Annotated in this window: 8 protein-coding genes; 1 reads left to right on the top strand and 7 read right to left on the bottom strand. The window is 72.2% G+C overall.

Annotation, left to right across the window (positions count from 1 at the left end; all coding sequences use genetic code 11):
- Positions 1-6,996, bottom strand: a complete 6,996-nt coding sequence (locus tag ACIPUC_RS10550; RefSeq protein ID WP_446588439.1) for an amino acid adenylation domain-containing protein — start codon at positions 6,994-6,996, stop codon at positions 1-3.
- Positions 6,997-7,271: 275 nt separating this feature from the next.
- Here ACIPUC_RS10550 and ACIPUC_RS10545 point away from each other — a divergent pair, with 275 nt between their 5' ends.
- The gene (locus ACIPUC_RS10545) at positions 7,272-8,108 is read left to right on the top strand and encodes a putative nonproteinogenic amino acid hydroxylase (protein ID WP_446588437.1); all 837 of its coding nucleotides are present in this window, start codon (positions 7,272-7,274) and stop codon (positions 8,106-8,108) included.
- On the opposite strand, the gene ACIPUC_RS10540 is transcribed toward ACIPUC_RS10545, so the two are convergent.
- From ACIPUC_RS10540 to ACIPUC_RS10515, 6 genes are all read right to left on the bottom strand, one after another.
- A complete protein-coding gene (locus ACIPUC_RS10540) occupies positions 8,084-9,682 on the bottom strand; it encodes an amino acid adenylation domain-containing protein (protein ID WP_446588435.1) in 1,599 nt (532 codons plus the stop codon). The genes ACIPUC_RS10545 and ACIPUC_RS10540 overlap by 25 nt on opposite strands.
- Entirely contained in the window at positions 9,679-10,767 is a 1,089-nt protein-coding gene (locus ACIPUC_RS10535) for an ornithine cyclodeaminase family protein (RefSeq protein WP_446588433.1), read from the bottom strand. Before ACIPUC_RS10535 ends, ACIPUC_RS10540 begins: the two co-directional genes overlap by 4 nt.
- A 16-nt stretch (positions 10,768-10,783) precedes the next feature.
- Positions 10,784-12,577, bottom strand: a complete 1,794-nt coding sequence (locus ACIPUC_RS10530) for an ABC transporter ATP-binding protein (protein WP_446588431.1) — start codon at positions 12,575-12,577, stop codon at positions 10,784-10,786.
- 49 nt (positions 12,578-12,626) lie between these two features.
- A complete protein-coding gene (locus ACIPUC_RS10525; RefSeq protein WP_446588429.1) occupies positions 12,627-14,318 on the bottom strand; it encodes an ABC transporter transmembrane domain-containing protein in 1,692 nt (563 codons plus the stop codon).
- Positions 14,319-14,434: 116 nt separating this feature from the next.
- Positions 14,435-15,175, bottom strand: coding sequence for a thioesterase II family protein (locus tag ACIPUC_RS10520; RefSeq protein WP_446588427.1), 741 nt, complete (start codon positions 15,173-15,175; stop codon positions 14,435-14,437).
- Between the two features lie 14 nt (positions 15,176-15,189).
- Complete coding sequence (locus ACIPUC_RS10515; protein WP_446588425.1) at positions 15,190-15,351, bottom strand: hypothetical protein; 162 nt, start codon at positions 15,349-15,351, stop codon at positions 15,190-15,192.
- Positions 15,352-15,899: the final 548 nt, after the last annotated feature.

The following is a 15,899-nucleotide window of genomic DNA, read 5'->3' as shown; positions in this document are numbered from 1 at the left end:
TCAGAAGTCATAGTGTGTCTCGCTCCAAACAGAGCCGGGTGCGGACGGCGCCGGAGTCGGGGCCGGGGGCACGGTCGGTGACGGGGTGCCGGCGGGCGGTGCGGACCGGCCGGTGGCCAAGGTGCCGAGCACCGCGGCGACGTGGTCGGCGTAGCCGCCGGCCTCCGCCTCGTCGAGCAGGTTGTCGTCGTAGGTGAGGTCGAGGTGCAGGGTGTCGCCCTTGACGCGTGCGTACAGCCACAGGTCACTGGTGGCGGGCAGATCGTTCACCAGCAGGTCCTCGACCACGTGGCTCTCGGGGCGCAGGCCCGCGTTCTCCCAGCTCACGCCCAGGTCGAGCAGCAGGCTGCGGCCCGGTGCCGCGCGCAGCGCCAGCCGCTGCGCGAGTACGTCGAAGGGCAGCCGGGAGTGTTCGTAGGCCTCGGCGATCCCGATCTGGACCCGGGGCAGCAACTCGCTTCCGGTCACGGCGCCGTCCAGCGTGACCCGTAGGGGCACCGCGTTGACCAAGTAGCCGATCAGGTCGTCGGCCTCGGGCCGGTCGCGGAGTCCCGCGGCGAAACCGACGACGAGGTCGGTGGCCCGGGTGCGCTGGTGCAGGGTGAGCGCGAATGCGGTGACCACCTGCGCGAACGGGGTCCCGGGGGCGCCGCGGAGCACGGCTGCGGGAAGGGACCGGTGCACCACACCGGTCCGGCCCCGGCGGCCCCGGCGGCGGGCCGGGTCCACGGGGTCGGGCCCTTCAGGGACGCCGCGCAGCCGCTCCCGCCAGAACTCCACCTGACGCTCCGCCTCGGGCCCGGCCAGCCACTCCTGCTCCTCGCGGACCCACTCCTGGTAGGTGTAGGGCAGTCGGGGCAGTCGGGGCGGTTCGCCCGCGAGGGCCAGCTCGTACGCGGTGAACAGGTCGCGCAGCAGCACGTCGACGCTCGCGCCGTCGTAGATCAGGTGGTGTGCGGTGACGGTGAGCAGATCACCGCCGACGGGCCCCGCGAGCAGCCGTACTTCGAACAGCGGCGCCTTGTCGAGGGAGAAGCTGACCCGCCGGGCGTCGTGCAGCGCGGCAGCGACCTCCGGCCCCGCGGGGTCCGCACCGGGCAGATCCACGACGACCAGCGGTGCGCCGTCCGGTAGGTGGTCCAGCACGGTCAGCTCCGCATCCGTTCCCCGGGGCAGGACCTGCGCGCGCAGCATGTCCTGGCGCTCGACGACGGCGTCAAGGGCGCTGCGCAGCGCGCCCGCATCGATCCGCCGGCCCAGCCGTACGAGGTCGGAGATGATGAAGGTGTCCGAGCCCGCCCACCGCGAGGTCAGCCAGACGCGGTGCTGTGCCCGGGACAGCGGCAGGAACCCGCTCTCCGAGGACGCCCCCGCGACCGGGCCCGGCTCCGCTGCGGCCGTCGCCGACTGCCCTTCCAGTGCCGTGGTGAGCGCGGCCACCGTCTGGTACGTGAAGACGGTGCGCACCTTGACGTGCAGGGCGTGCGCGATGCGCGCGGCGGCCAGACTGTGGCCGCCCAGCTCGAACAGGTTCGCGTCCGGGTCCGTGACGGGACGCTCCAGAATCTGCGTCCACACGTCGGCGACGCGCTGCTCGGCCGGGGTGAACGGCCGGGCGGCAGCGGGGGATTCCGCGGCGGCCAGAACCTCGTCGGGCGCGGGCAGCGCCCGGCGGTCGAGCTTGCCGCCCGCGGCCACCGGGAGGGCGGGCAGGTGCACGAAGGCGGCGGGCATCATGTAGGCCGGCAGCCGCCCGGCGAGGTGCCGGCGGAGCGCCGCCGGGTCCGCCTCACCGACCACGTAGGCGACCAGCCGCGGTTCGGCGCCGGTCGTCGGGAGCACGGCGGCGTTGCGCAGACCGGGGGCTTCGGCGAGGACCGCGGCCACCTCGTTCGGCTCGACCCGGTTGCCCCGGATCTTGAGCTGGTCGTCGGACCGGCCCAGGTACTCCAGGCGTCCGTCGGGCAGCCGGCGGGCCAGGTCGCCGGTGCGGTACATGCGCTCTCCCGGGCGCACCCGGCTGGTCACGAAGCGGGCGGAGGTCAGCTCGGCGTCGCCGAGGTAGCCGCGGGCCAGGCCTGCTCCGCCGATGCACAGTTCGCCCGGAGCCCCCAGCGGCACCAGCCCGCCCCGCTCGTCGAGCAGGTCCACCCACTTGCCGGGCAGCGGGCGGCCGATCGAGGCGTCGCCGGAAGCCGTCCCGGACCGCATGTCCGGCTTGCCGGGGGCCCCTGGCGCGTCCACCGGCTCCACCGTGGTCACCACACTGTCCTCGGCCGGACCGTACTCGTTGAACAGCCGGACACCGGGCAGGAGTTCGGCATGCCGGGCGGCGAGCGCCCGGGTGACCCGCTCCCCGCCGAGCACGACCTCGCGCACCTCGCGGAACGCCGGGCCGACCTCGTCGAGGAGCATCTGGTAGAGACTCGGCACGAGCAGCACATGGCGGATCGGGTGCTGCCGCATGACCGCGGCCACGTCCTCCGGCGTGAGCAGTTGCTCCCGGGTGACGATCACCATGGGCGCGCCCGAACCCAGGGCGCTGAACACGTCGGCGATGCCGGCGTCGGCATGGATCGGATCGACCTGGAGGACCGCCCCACCGGCGTCGAGACCGTAGTGGTCGATGCGGAACCGGACGGAGTTGACTATGCCGCGGTGCTCCACCATGACGCCCTTGGGTGTTCCGGTGGAGCCGGAGGTGTACACGACGTAGGCGAGGTCGGCGGGGCCGGCGGTGTGGAGCGGTCGTGGCTCGTCCCGGACCGCAGCGGCCTCGGGCCCGTCGCCGGTGGTCACCGTGGGCAGGCCCTCGGCGACCGTGGTCTGCGTGAAGTCCGCCGACGTGACGGCGGCGACCGCGCCGCTGTCGCGGAGCACCCGCGCCAGCCGGGCCGGCGACTGCTGCGGATCGAGGGGAAGGAACGCCGAACCGGTCTTGAGGACGGCGAGCAGCGCGACCGGCATCCACTCGGAACGCTCGCACAGCACCGCGACCACGCGGTCGGGGCCGGTCGGCGCCACCGCGGCGATCCGGGCGGCCAGGGCGTCGGCCCGGCGGTCCAGCTCGCGGTAGGTCAGGACACGGTCGCCGCAGACGACGGCCCGGTCCTCTGGCGCGCGCCGCACCTGCTCACCGACGAGGTCGAGGAGGGTGCCCGCGGTGCGCGCGGCGGAGGGGCTCTCCCCGGTACCGGCCGCGATGAGCGCGGCGCGCTGTGCACCGGGCAGCAGGGGAGCCGTGCCGACGGGGGCCTCGGGGGCGGCTGCCAGTGCGGTCAGGAGGTGCTCCAGCTGGCCGGCGAGCCGGTGCGCGGTCCCTGCGTCCAGTACGTCCTCGCGGTAGGTGACCGCCACCTCGATCGGACGGTCCGGGCCGGGTTCGCCGAAGCTGAAGGCGAGGTCGAACCCCTCCGCGCCGCTGTCCAGGCGGATGTGCTCGGCCGTCGGGTCCTCCTCGGTGCCCAGCGGGTCCGTACCGGAGACGGCGGCCTCGACCAGCACGTCGAAGAGCGGATTGCGTCCCGTGATCCGTTCGCGCCCCATTGCCTCCACGAGGTTCTCGAAGGGGTACTCCTCATGGGCGCGGACCTCCCGCGCGTGCGCCGCCACCGCCGCGACCGCATCGGTGAAACCGAGCTCCGGCCCGATCGCGGTGCGCAGCGGCACGGTGTTGACGAACAGCCCCACCGAGTCGGCCAGTTCGGGCCGGTCACGGCCGGAGACGACCGTGCCGAGCACGATGTCGCCGGCCCCGCTCCAGCGCAGCAGAAGGACGCGGACGGCGGCCACCATCGCCGTGAACGAGGTGGTGCAGAGCCGCCGGCACAGCTCCTGCACGGACCGGGTCGTGCCCGCGCCGAGCGTCAGCCGGACGGTGCCCGCCGCCGAGCTGCGCTCCGTCGGCCGGTGGCGGTCGAGCGGCAGGTCGACGCTCGGCGCGCCGTCCAGGACGCGCCGCCAGAACGCGCTGCTCTGCGGGTCGTCCGGTCGGGCCTGCTCGCCGAGCGCGTACGCACCGTACTGCGTGGGCTCCGGTACCTGTTCCCTGCCGTTCAGGAACCGCTGGAGGTCGCGCAGGATCACCGCGAACGACCAGCCGTCGCAGACGCTGTGATGAACGGACAGCACGAGCGTGCCGCCGGGGCGCCCGTCCTCGACGAGCCAGTGGGCACGCAGCAGGGGACCCTCGGCCGGGTCGAACACGTGGCGCTGCTCCGCATCGGCGATGCGCCGCAGGAGGCCGGCGGCACCCTCGGTGCCCGCCCGGTGCAGGCGCAGTGCGGGCCGGGCCCGCTCGGGAGCCAGCACGATCTGGCGCAGGCCGTCGGGGTCGGCGCGGAACACGGTGCGCAGGGCCTGGTGCCTGCGCACCGTCCGCTCCAGCGCGTCCGCCACGTCGGCCGCCTCGTGGGGGCCGGGCAGCCGGAAGGCCTCCACCATGTTGTACGGGCGCACTTCCCCGTCCTCGTACTGTTCGAGGAACCACATGCGGCGCTGGGCGTTGCTCGCGGGGACGGGGTCCGGGGTCTCGGGCCACGGTGTCCGGGCGGCGGGGGCCGCACGCCCGTCGGCCGCGGCGCGGCGCAGCAGCGCGCCGAGCCCTTCGGGAGTGCGGGCGGTGAACACATCGCGGACCGTGATCACGCCGCCGCCGGCAGCGGCGCCGAGCCGGCCCGCGAGGACGGCGGCGGTGAGGCTGTGGCCGCCCGCCGCGAAGAGGTCCTCGTCCCCGGCGCGCGGCGCGGCGCCGAGCACGTCGGCCCAGATCCGGGCGGCGGTGCGGTCTGCTTCGTCGTCGGGCTGCCAGACCTGCCCGTCCAGGCCCGCCACATGGGCCAGGATGGCCGTGCGGTCGATCTTGCCGTGCAGGGTGACGGGCAGCTCGTCGAGTCGCAGGATGCGGCCCGGGACCATGTAGCCGGGCAGGCGCAGCTCCAACCGGCGGCGGACGTCGGCCGGTTCGAGTCCCTGGTCCGAGGTGTAGACGGCCACGACGGCCGGCGGTCCCGAGGGGGCGGTGAAGGGAAGGACCGTGGCGGCGACGATGCCGGGGACGGAGCTGAGGGACGCCTCCACCTCGCCGAGCTCGACCCGGTTGCCGTGGATCTGGATCTGGTTGTCCCGGCGGCCCAGGAAGACCAGCTCGCCCTGGCGGTTCCAGCGGCCGAAGTCGCCGGTCCGGAACACCCGGACGCCGGGGTGTGCGGGGAGTTCGCAGAACCGCCCCGGGCCGGTCGGTTCGTCATCGGCGTAGCCGCGGGCCACGCCGGGTCCGAGCACGTGGATCTCGCCGGGGATGCCGGGCGGTGCGTGGTCCCCGTGGGGGGTGAGCACCAGCACGCCGAAGCCCTCGGAGGGCCTGCCGACCGGGACGGTGGTCAACTCGGGGAAGGCCGATCCGGGGCAGGTGAAGGTGGTCGCCTCGATGGTGGCCTCGGTGGGCCCGTACAGGTTGCCGAAGGTGCCCACGCGCAGCCGGTCCGCCAGCCGGGGCAGGAGCCCCGCCGGGATCTCGTCGCCGCCCAGCAGACAGATGCGGACTTCTTCGGCGGCGCCTGCAGGCAGCCCTTCGGCCATCACGGCGAGCAGGGAGGGAACACAGTTGATGACGTTCACGCGCAGCCGGCGCGTCGACGCCCAGAACTCCGGGGGCGAGAGCGTCTGGGGTGAGTCCATGACCACCACGCAGCCGCCCGCGGCGAGCGTCGTGAAGATCTGGTACGTCAGGGCGTCGGAGGTCACCGCCGACAGCAGGGCGCACCGGCTCTCCTCGTCGAAACCGAGGAGCCGCCCCGAGGAGAGGGTCTTGTGGGCGAGCTGGCGGTGGGTGAGCGCCACCGGGCGGGGGAGGCCGGTCGATCCGGAGGTGAAGAAGAGGATGGCTTCGTCGTCGGGGCCCGGTTCGGCCGCCGCCCCCCGGCCGTCGGCGGTGGCCAGGGCCTGCGGGGACACCACAGGGAGGGCCACCTGTCCGGGCAGTTCCTCTTCTGCGGAGATGACGCAGACCGCCCCGCTCAGGCGCAGCTGGCGGGCGACCCGCGCCGGAGGGTGCGAGGGGTCGAGGGGAACCATCGAGGCGCCCGCCCGCAGTACCGCCAGTACCGCCAGCACGAGTTCGGGGCTCTTGGGCAGCAGCAGTGCGACCCGGTCGCCCGGCTTGACACCGTGGTCGAGGGAGAGCGACCGCGCGGCGCGCGAGGAGCGCAGCGCCAGCTCCCGGTGGCTCCACACCACGGTGCCGTCGGACACCGCCTCGCGGTCCGGGAAGCGGTCCGCGGCGTCGTCGACGATGCCGGTGAGGGTCGCGTCGGCGAAGTCCGCCACGACGGGCAGGCCCGACCACCGCTCCAGTTCGGCGCGCTGTGCGGGACCGAGGACGTCCAGCTCCCTGACCGGCCGCCGAGGTGAGCGGCCGAGTTCCGCGAGGGCGGCCGCCGTGCAGCGGAGCAGCGCTGCCGCGGCCACCGGAAGATCGCCGTCCGCCTCGGCGGCCAGGGTCAGCCGGCCGTCGGCCCGGCGCAGGGTCAGGCACAGGCCGACAGGCGCCGGCAGCGTGCCGCCCGCCTCCTCGCACACGATGCCGAGCCGGCCGAGAGCACGGCCCACGGGCACACCGGCGAGGTGCAGACGGGAGGTGAGCGCCTCCCGGTCGGGCCAGGCGAGGGGCAGGGCGGATTCGAGTTCGGCGTGCAGCGCCATCAGGAAGGCCGAGGCCGGTGCCTCGCGGTCGAGGGGAGCGCAGAGCGCGAGCTCGCGGGGCGCCGAGTCCGCGCCGGTCCCCGTGTCCGCCCCGGGCGACGGGGTGGGAGACGGGGTGGGCGCGGGCACCAGGATCACATGCCGGGATTCCCCGTCGAGCGCAGCCAGCGCGAGCCGGGTGGCCGCGACGGTCAGCAGCAGGAGGCCCGTCGCGTCGCCGCCCGTCAGGGCATCCAGCCGCTCGGTGACCGCGGGGTCCAGGACGTGTTCCGGCGTCTCTCCGTCCGGGGACACGACATCCAGGAACGGAACTCCGCGGCCGGCCGCCAACCGGGCGAGCCAGGATTCACTCAGGGCATTGTCACTCAGCATTTTGTACGCTCACCCAATACCTTCGATGGTTCTGAAGAACATGACGGCACCCAAGATCCTGTGCAAGGGAAATGGGTCTTGTCAATCACGAATCCGATGCCCACAGTCGGCCATTGCCCTCTCTTCCTCCGGTCGTTATGCTTGCCGATCACCGATGTCCGGCGCCACGGTGCACCAATCAACCGACGGGATCTCGCATGCTCAAATCACAAAGGCTCGCCACGCTTCCGATCGATTCCTACGACCTGACCGAAGACCTTGCGGTCATCGATTCAAACGATGCCGGGGGCGAGTACGACGCGTTTTCCTTCGGCTCCTGGTCCGCGCATGTTCTCGCGAACTCCGGCGGGAGCGGCAAGGACACGGCCTTCCGGCCCTACGAGGGGCAGCTCACCCTGACGGAGCTGGGCAGGAAGCTTCCCGGCATCATGTCGCTGGTCACCGACAATTTCCCTCTCGAGAGGCTGCAGTGGGTACGCGTATTCGGCCTCAGTGACGGAATTCTCGCGCCGCATGTTGATTTTCTGGAATTCTCCGAGCCGGGTACGAGGCTTCAGATACCCCTACGCACGGACGAGGACTCCCTGCATTCCGAGAACGACATCGTCTATCACCTCCGACGTGGCGAGGTCTGGAAAATACACACCACCGTTCCGCACTCGGCCCGGAGCATCTCACCGCTCCCCAGGCTGTCTCTCTGCCTCGATTTTTCGGATGCCGAGGCTCCCATTGAAATCAAGAACTCCATCCCGTCGGAGCTGCCCGTCCGCATCATTTCGCGTCCTCCGGTCTCGGACGCCGACGTGGCGGATCTGATGTCCTCCGCGGCCGATATGAACTCCGGCAACCTGCGCGCCTCCTTCCGGAAGTTCGCTGCGGTCCACTTCACGCGCCAGGCCGATGCGACGGCGGCGTTCGACTGGTTCGTCGAAGCCGCCGTGCGCACCGGGGACAACGCGCTGGTCGAGAAGGCCGAGGCGTTCCGGACGTACTGCATCGAGAAGCGCGGCTACCGCGAGGCGTTCGCCTGGTGAGGCACCAGGGACAGGGGCTGCGCCCCCTGGCCGGGCAGCGCCTTGCGGTCGAGCTTGCCGTTGGGTGAGACGGGCAGGCCGTCCACCAGCCACCAGCGCACCGGCACCATGTAGTCGGGCAGGACCGCGAGCAGCGCCCGGCGCAGTTCCGGGGCCGGCGGCGGAGCACCGGTGAGAGCAGCGTGCAGCTCCACCGCCCCGTCGGCCCGTACCACCGCGAACGCCGCCGCGTCCTTGACCCCGGCGAAGCCCGTGAGGCGCGCCTCCACCTCCCGGGGTTCCACGGCATTGCCCCGGATCTTGATCAGGTCGTCCATCCGGCCCAGCAGCTGGAGCGTCTGGTCGGCCCGCCACACCCCCCGGTCCCGGGTGCGGTACAGCCGCTCGCCCGGACGGAACGGATCGGGCACGAACGCGGTGCGGCTCAGCTCGGGATCGGTATACCCCAGGGCCACACCCGCACCGCCGATGTACACCTCCCCGACCTCCCCGTCGGGCACCGGCACGCCGCGCTCGTCCAGCACGTAGACGTACGTGTTCCACACCAGTGACCCGACCGGCGGCCTCGGTTCGAGATTGCCGGCCGCCCCGCTCATCGAGTGGCTGGCCACCATGTGGTTCTCGGCCGGCCCGTAGTGGTTGTGCAGGGTGATCTCCGGCCGGCGCGTCAGCAGTCCCTCCAGAGCCTGCGTGACCCGGACCGTCTCGCCCGCGCTGATGATGTGGCGCAGGTCCGCGGCGTGCTCGAAGTTCGTCGGCAACGACATGACCACGTCGATCAGCGACTGCGGGAAGTCCACGACTTCGATGCGTTCGTCGATGACGAAGTCGATCAGATCCCGTGGATCGCGCCGCACATGGGGCTCCGGCACGTGCAGGCACCCGCCCGAGGCGAGCGTGTAGAACATCTCCTGGACCGACACGTCGAAGGTCAGCGGCGCCACCTGGAGCACCCGCCGACCGCGCCCGAGACCGGAGCCGTCCACCTGCCAGGAGATGAAGTTGGCCAGGCAGCGGTGGGTCTGGACGATGCCCTTGGGGTTGCCGGTGGATCCGGAGGAGAAGATGACGTACGCGGGATCCTCCGGTGCCGGTGCTCGGCGAACCGCCGCCGCACTGCCCGCCGGATCCGGCGCCACCAGACCCGCCAGACCGGTCGCCCGCATCCCCGGAGCACCGGTGTCCAGCGCCCCTGGATCGGCCAGCACCAGCAGTGCCGCGCTGCTCGCCCGCAGAATCTGCTCGATGCGCTCGGGCGGGTACGTCGTGTCCACCGGCAGATAGGCGGCCCCGGCTCGCAGCGTGCCCAGGACCGCCGCCGTGAAGTCGGCTCCCGCCCGCGCGGCGATGAGCACCGTGTCACCGCGAGCGATGCCGAACTCCCGCCCGAGCCGGCCCGCGACGGTGTCCGCGAGACGGTCGAGTTCCGCGTACGTCACCTCCCGGCCCGGCTCGCGCACCGCGGGTGCCCCCGGGTGCGCGGCCACCTCGCGGTCGATCAGCTCCAGGACCGAGGACACGCCGGTGTCGATCACCGGCCCGGCGTGCCCCGGGAGAGGGGTCGCCGCGGTCATCGCCGTGCCCCCGGCTGCCCCTCCCAGGACCGGGTGACCGGCCCCGGCAGGAACGAGTAGGGGTCCTGCGGGTCGTCGGCAGTCGCCTCGATGGCGATGTGGTGGCCGACGCCGAGTTCTCGTGCGAGCTCCTCGAACACCTCGACCATGACGAGGTCCTGCAGCGCCAGGCCCGTCGAGTCGTACACGGTGGTGAGCGGGGACAGCTTCCGGTGGGCCTCCGGGTCCAGGAGGATCTCGGCGAGCGAGGGCCCGATCTCCTCGGGAGCGAGCTGCTGGCAGTCGCCCTCGGCGCGCGCCTGCGCCACGTGATCGGGGACGACGACCGCCTTGCGCAGCAGCTCCAGCGGCAGCTCGGTCTTCCCCGGCATGTCCGAGCCGATGGCGTTGATGTGCACCCCGGGCTTGAGCCCGGTTCCCCGGATGACCGGGCCCGCGTACGGCGCGACCGAGGTGGCGGTGCACAGCACGTCGGCCCGCTCCTCCACCTCCGCCAACGGCGCGACCCGTACGGTCCCGGCGGGCAGCCGGGACCTGGCCGCGAAGGAGTTCTCCGCCCGCACGTCCTCGTCGCACACCAGGATCTCGGAGAAGGAGAAGACCCGGGACAGGGCGTGCAGTTGTGTCACGGCCTGCGCGCCGCAGCCCACGAGTCCGAGGACCGCCGAGTCCGGACGCGCCAGCACCCGGCTGGCCAGCGCGGACGCCGCGCCCGTACGGATGGCGGTGGCGAAGGTCCCGTCGATGACCGTCCGCAGGTGGCCGCTGTCCGCATCGAAGGCGCACAAGGTGGACAAAATGGTGGGCAGCTGGTTCTTGACCGGATTGTGCGGGTTGTAGCCGACCATCTTCATGGACACCGTGGCGCCGTGCCGGAGCGCGGGCATCCACTCCAGCAGGCCCATATGGGGTGTCTCGATGAGGAACCCGTCCCGCTGTTTCATCTCCACCGGTGCGTCGCGGCCGGTGGCGAGAACGGTTTCCAAACGGGCGATCGTCAGATCGTAGAGGTGTCCGAGTCCCACCTTCGTGACGATGGCGGCAATGGCTTCGGCGTCGACTATGCGCGTGCGCTCAGCTTGCAACGGTCTCTCCTGGCGCTCAGTGTTCGGGCTGGTCCACAGCAGGTGAAGGAACAGGGGATTTCGAGGAGGCCGAGGGACCGCGCCCGTGCCAGGACTCCCACAGCCCGGCGTACGCGCCCCCCGCCGAGACGAGCTCGTCATGGGCTCCTTGCTCGGTGATGCGGCCGGACTCCATCACGACGACACGGTCCGCGTCATGGGCCGTGTGCAGCCGGTGGGCGATGGCGATGACCGTGCGCCCGCGCAGCACGCCGGCGAGCGAACGCTCGAGGTCGCGGGCGGCCCGCGGGTCGAGCAGCGAGGTGGCCTCGTCGAGGACCAGGGTGTGCGGATCGGCCAGGACGAGCCGGGCCAGGGCCAGTTGCTGTGCCTGGCCGGGCGACACGGGGTTCTCGTCGGTGCCCAGCTCGGTGTCCAGACCGTTCGGAAGGGCCCGGACCCAGTCCTCGGCGGCCACGGCCGCCAGGGCCGCCGTCACCTGCTTGTCCGTGGCGTCCGGCGCGGCCAGAGCGACGTTCTCGCGCACGGTTCCGAGGAATACGTGGTGTTCCTGTGTGACCAGTGCGACGTGCCGGCGCAGCTCCTCCAACGGGAGTTCGTGGACCGGCACTCCGCCCAGCGTGACCGATCCGGTGCGCGGCTCGTGGATCCCCGCGAGGATCCGGCCGAGGGTCGACTTCCCGGCCCCCGAAGGGCCGACGATGGCGATGCGCTCACCGGCTCCGACGCTGAGGCTGACGTCCTCGATCACATCGTGACCGGCCCGGTAGGCATAGGCGATGCCCTCCGCGGCCAGCCGCTCGCCCTCAGGGCGCCGACCGGAGTCGCTCGCCGGGCCGGTCTCGGCCTCGACGCCGATCAGGCGGGCCAGCGAGGCGTCGCCTACCTGCAACTCGTCGAGCCAGCCGAGGAGTTCGTCCAGCGGGTCGATCACGGCCCGGGTGTAGAGGGTCGCGGCGGTCACCTCGCCGAGGCTCACCCAGCCCTCGATGTAGAAGAGGCCGCCGAACAGCAGCGTGGCGGCGACCGGCAGCACGTAGCCGAAGTCCATCAGCGGGAACCAGACGCTGCGCAGGAACAGCGTGCGCCGCTCCGCGCCGTTCGCCCGCTCGACGTCCTCATCGGTGCGGCGGATGCGCGGGCCGGACCGCTGTAGCGACTCCACGGTGCGGGCGCCGGTCACCGTCTCGGAGAGGCCCTGTGCCAGGTCCGAGTAGCCGGCCGCCTCGGCCAGGTAGGCCTCCCGGGCGCGTGCGAGGTACCAGCGGGTCGACCACACGATGAGCGGGACGGCGACGAGGCACGGCAGGACCATGATCGGACTGGTTACGATCAGCGCCACCAGCGTCAGTGCCACCGAGAGGCTCGCCACCAGGATCGACGGCGCCCCCATGCGTACGGCGCTGGACAGCGCATCCACGTCGCGGGTGCTGCGGGTCAGCAGATCGCCGGCCCCGGCCTTCTCCACCGTGCGCAGCGGCAGGGTCAGGACCCGCCGCACGAACCCCTCGCGGATGTCGGCCAGGATCAGCTCGCCCAGCCGGGCCCCCTGGAGGCGGGCCGTACGGGTGAACACGCCCTGGAGCAGGAGGAGTCCGGCGATCACCGCTACGGTGATGTCCACCTGGCCGGTGGTGATGCCCTCCTCCACCTGCCCGACCAGACGGCCCAGCAGGGCGGGCACGACCAGCCCGCAGACGGTGGCGAGGACGAACCAGAGCACGGTGCGGGTCAGCAGGGCGGTATGGCTGCGCACCAGGCCCCGTACGTGACGGCGGACCGTCTTCGCGTCGGCTACCGGAAGACTCACTGGGCACTCCTCTGAGGGCGGCTGTCGTAAGGGCGGGGGACGGTGACGGTCACGTCTCCTCCCGCATGACGGCGGCGGCGTACTGCGGCGCACCGGTGGCGAGTTCACGGTGCGTGCCGGTCACGACGACCTTGCCGTCCTCCACGTAGGCGACCTCGTCGGCCTGGTCGAGCAACAGCGGGCTGTTGCTCACGACCACGGTCGTGAGCTCCGCCCTGGACCTGTGGAGCCGTTCGGCGATCACCGATTCGGTGTGCGCGTCCACGGCACTGGTCGGATCCACCAGGACGAGGACCGGGGGCTGCGCTGCCAGCGCGCGCGCCAGCCGGAGCCGCTGCTGCTGGCCGCCCGAGAAGGCGGAGCCCCCTTCGGTGACGACGGTGGCCAGGCCGTCCGGCAGGGCCTCGACGATGTCTTCCGCGTTGGCGTCGTGCAGGGCCCGGGCCCGCACCTGGTCCGAACGTCCGCCCAGGTCCTCGGCCAGGACACCGGAGAAGAGGGTGTCGTCGTTGCGGGCCACCAGGATGAGCTCGCGCACCTGCTCCAGCGGCAGCGAGTCCAGCGGTACGCCGCCGACGCTCACCTGACCCGGGGCGTAGCGCCCGAGCCGCTCGGCGATCTCGGCGCCCTCCTCCGGAGTGGAGGCGGCGATCGCGGTCATCAGCCCCGGCCGGACCCGCAGCCCGGATTCCGCGTCGTACAGGTCGGGTGCCTCGGAGAGGTCGGCCCGTGCGACGTCGGAGCCGGCGTCGGGCTCGAGGGCCAGTACCCGCACGACGCGCTGCGCCGCCACATCGGCGCCGACGAACGACTGGACCGCCGAAGTCGCCGTGCGCATCGGCAGCATGAGGAACGCGGCGTATCCGTAGGCCGCGACGAGTTCACCGGCGGAGAGACCGCCGCCGACCGCGAGGCGGGCACCGATCCAGACGACCGCCACCACGAAGATCCCGGGGAGCAGCACCTCGGCGGCGGGCAGCACCGACTCGACCTTCGCCACGTGGACGCCCGCCTGCCGCAGCCGCTGCGAGTCCTTGCGGTAGCGCTCGCCGAACGCGGCCTCGCCGCCGATGCCGCGCAGCACGCGCAGCCCGGACACGATGTCGCCGGCCCGGTTCGTCAAGTCGCCCTGCAGGTCCCGGTAGCTGCCGATCCGCTTGTGCAGGGGGCTGAGCAGCGGGCCCGTGCCCGCGAGGAGGACGGGGACGCCGATGAGGACGAGCAGGCCGAGGGTGACCGAGGTGGAGAGCAGCACGATGGCGACGAGCACGACGGTGACCGCGCTGCCGATGCCGCGGGCGACGGCCCCGGGCAGGGCGCCGATGCGGGAGATGTCCGCCGTGCCGATGGCCACGACCTCGCCGGTGGAGATCCGCTTGGGCAGGGTCGCGCCCAGCCGTGCCGCCTGCGCGGCCACGAGGCGGAACGTCAGGTAGTTGGCCTTGAGCCGGCCGATCGTGTCACAGCGGTGGCGCAGGACGCTGCCGGCGGTGGTCACCAGGGCGAGCCCGATGATGACGCCGGTCCAGACCAGCAGCCGGTCGGTGTCCTTCTCCGACATGGCGTCGATGGCCCGGCCTATGGCGAAGGGGGTCAGGCCCATGCTGGCCATCCACAGGCAGCCCCACAACACCCCGAGGAACAGTGTGCTCGACTGCCTGCCGATCAGCCATCGAAGATAGCTCCGGGGCGACCGGAGGTCCGGATCTCCCAGCTCGGGCAGCGGATCGTTGCTTCGCAATGCGAATTCCTTCGGGGTTGTCCCGTCCCGGACGGCCGGGGCGGGTCGGGGACTGAGAGGGCGTGAGCGGGACGGAGCGGTTCTGCCGCCGGGGGACGCTCGGGAGCGTCCCCCGGTCAGCTGTGCGCTGACAGCGGACCGAGGACGAACGCCCTCAGTTCAGCGGTCACGCGGCGTGGATCGGCGTGGTGGTAGAAGTGGTCTCCGGGAAAGGTCTGCACGGTGCCGGCGCCGGCGGACCAGGCACGCCACTTGCGGATGTGCCCGTCCGTCACGCCGGCATCGTCCTGCCCCCGCCATGCGCCGATGGGGCAGGGCAGGAGAGCGTCCTCGCCGGGTGGCGTGTAGGAGTCGCAGAGGGCGATGTCGCCGCGCAGGGGTCGCGCCACCGCCGCGGCCAGGCGGCTGTTGGCGCCCAAGGCGGCGGGCACGGCGCCTTCCGCGACCAGTTCGGCGACGAGCTCCATGTCGGTCAGCCGAAGCGAGCCGGAGGGCTCGCCCTGGTCGTCCGGGGCCCGGCAGGCCGAGGCGACGAATCCTCGGGGCGGCCGGCCGTGCTCTCGGCCCAGGACGCGGGCGAGCTCGTAACCCACCAGCGCTCCCATGCTGTGGCCGAACACGACGTAGGGCAGGTCGAGCCGGGCGGCGACGGCCGGCGCCAGTTCCTCGAGCACCTCCGCCATGCCCGTCGCGGGCTCCTCGCGCCACCGGTTCTCGCGTCCCCGCAGCTGTACGGCCAGCAGCGCGATGTCCGGGCCGAGCAGTTCCTGCCAGGTGCGGAACTGGAAGGCGCCGGAACCCGCGTGGGGCAGGCACACCAGTAGCGCCTTCGCGCTGCGCGGCGGCTCCCAGTCCATGAGGGGCCCCGGCTTCACAGCCGCCCCCGCATGTCGTCGGCGGGCGCGCGGAGCACCTCGGGCAGGTCGCTTGGGGAAACGCGGTCTTCCAGCCATCCGCCGTCCGCGCGCAGGACGGGCACGGTGCGCAGCACGGTGCGGGGACCGACCGTCGCCCGCGCGTGGGAGCCGGCCATCGGCGCGGATCTCAGGACCACACGCGCTCGGCCCGCGCGTGCGCGGGTCCGGTCGGGCCGCACGGGTTCGGCAGTGGCCGGGCTAAGACGGACACGCGAATGCGACGCTTCTGAATGGAGGCACACTGTTTCCCTTGTCATTCGAAGGTGGAACGGTCTTCATGTACTGCCCCTCGAGTGAGACTCGATTCGACATGCACCGCCCCTGCCTCATTGCCAACATTCCTACCATGGAATGGACTTGGAATGTCAACGGGCGAATAGCGGCTTCCCCGCAATCGTGTTCAGGCCGAACGAGCGGGCGCTGTCGTCCGGCGGTTATGCCGGGTTGAGTCTCGCGATCGTGCGACGTCAAGTACCGTGCAGTCGCATCATCGCAGCCTCTCCACGGGTTTCTCCATCCAACTATTTGTATCGCGAGACCGGTTGAGTATGCCTTGAGCTCCGCTTCCGACCGGCTGGAAGACTCGGTCGAGCCGCATCGGACCATGATTCACTGGCCAGGAATTGACGGGTAAGAGGTCAGTCGGCCTGGAGCCTTGTCGGCG

It is taken from the genome of Streptomyces sp. LARHCF249 (assembly GCF_052871255.1).
This window is presented reverse-complemented; position numbering and strand designations above follow the sequence as displayed.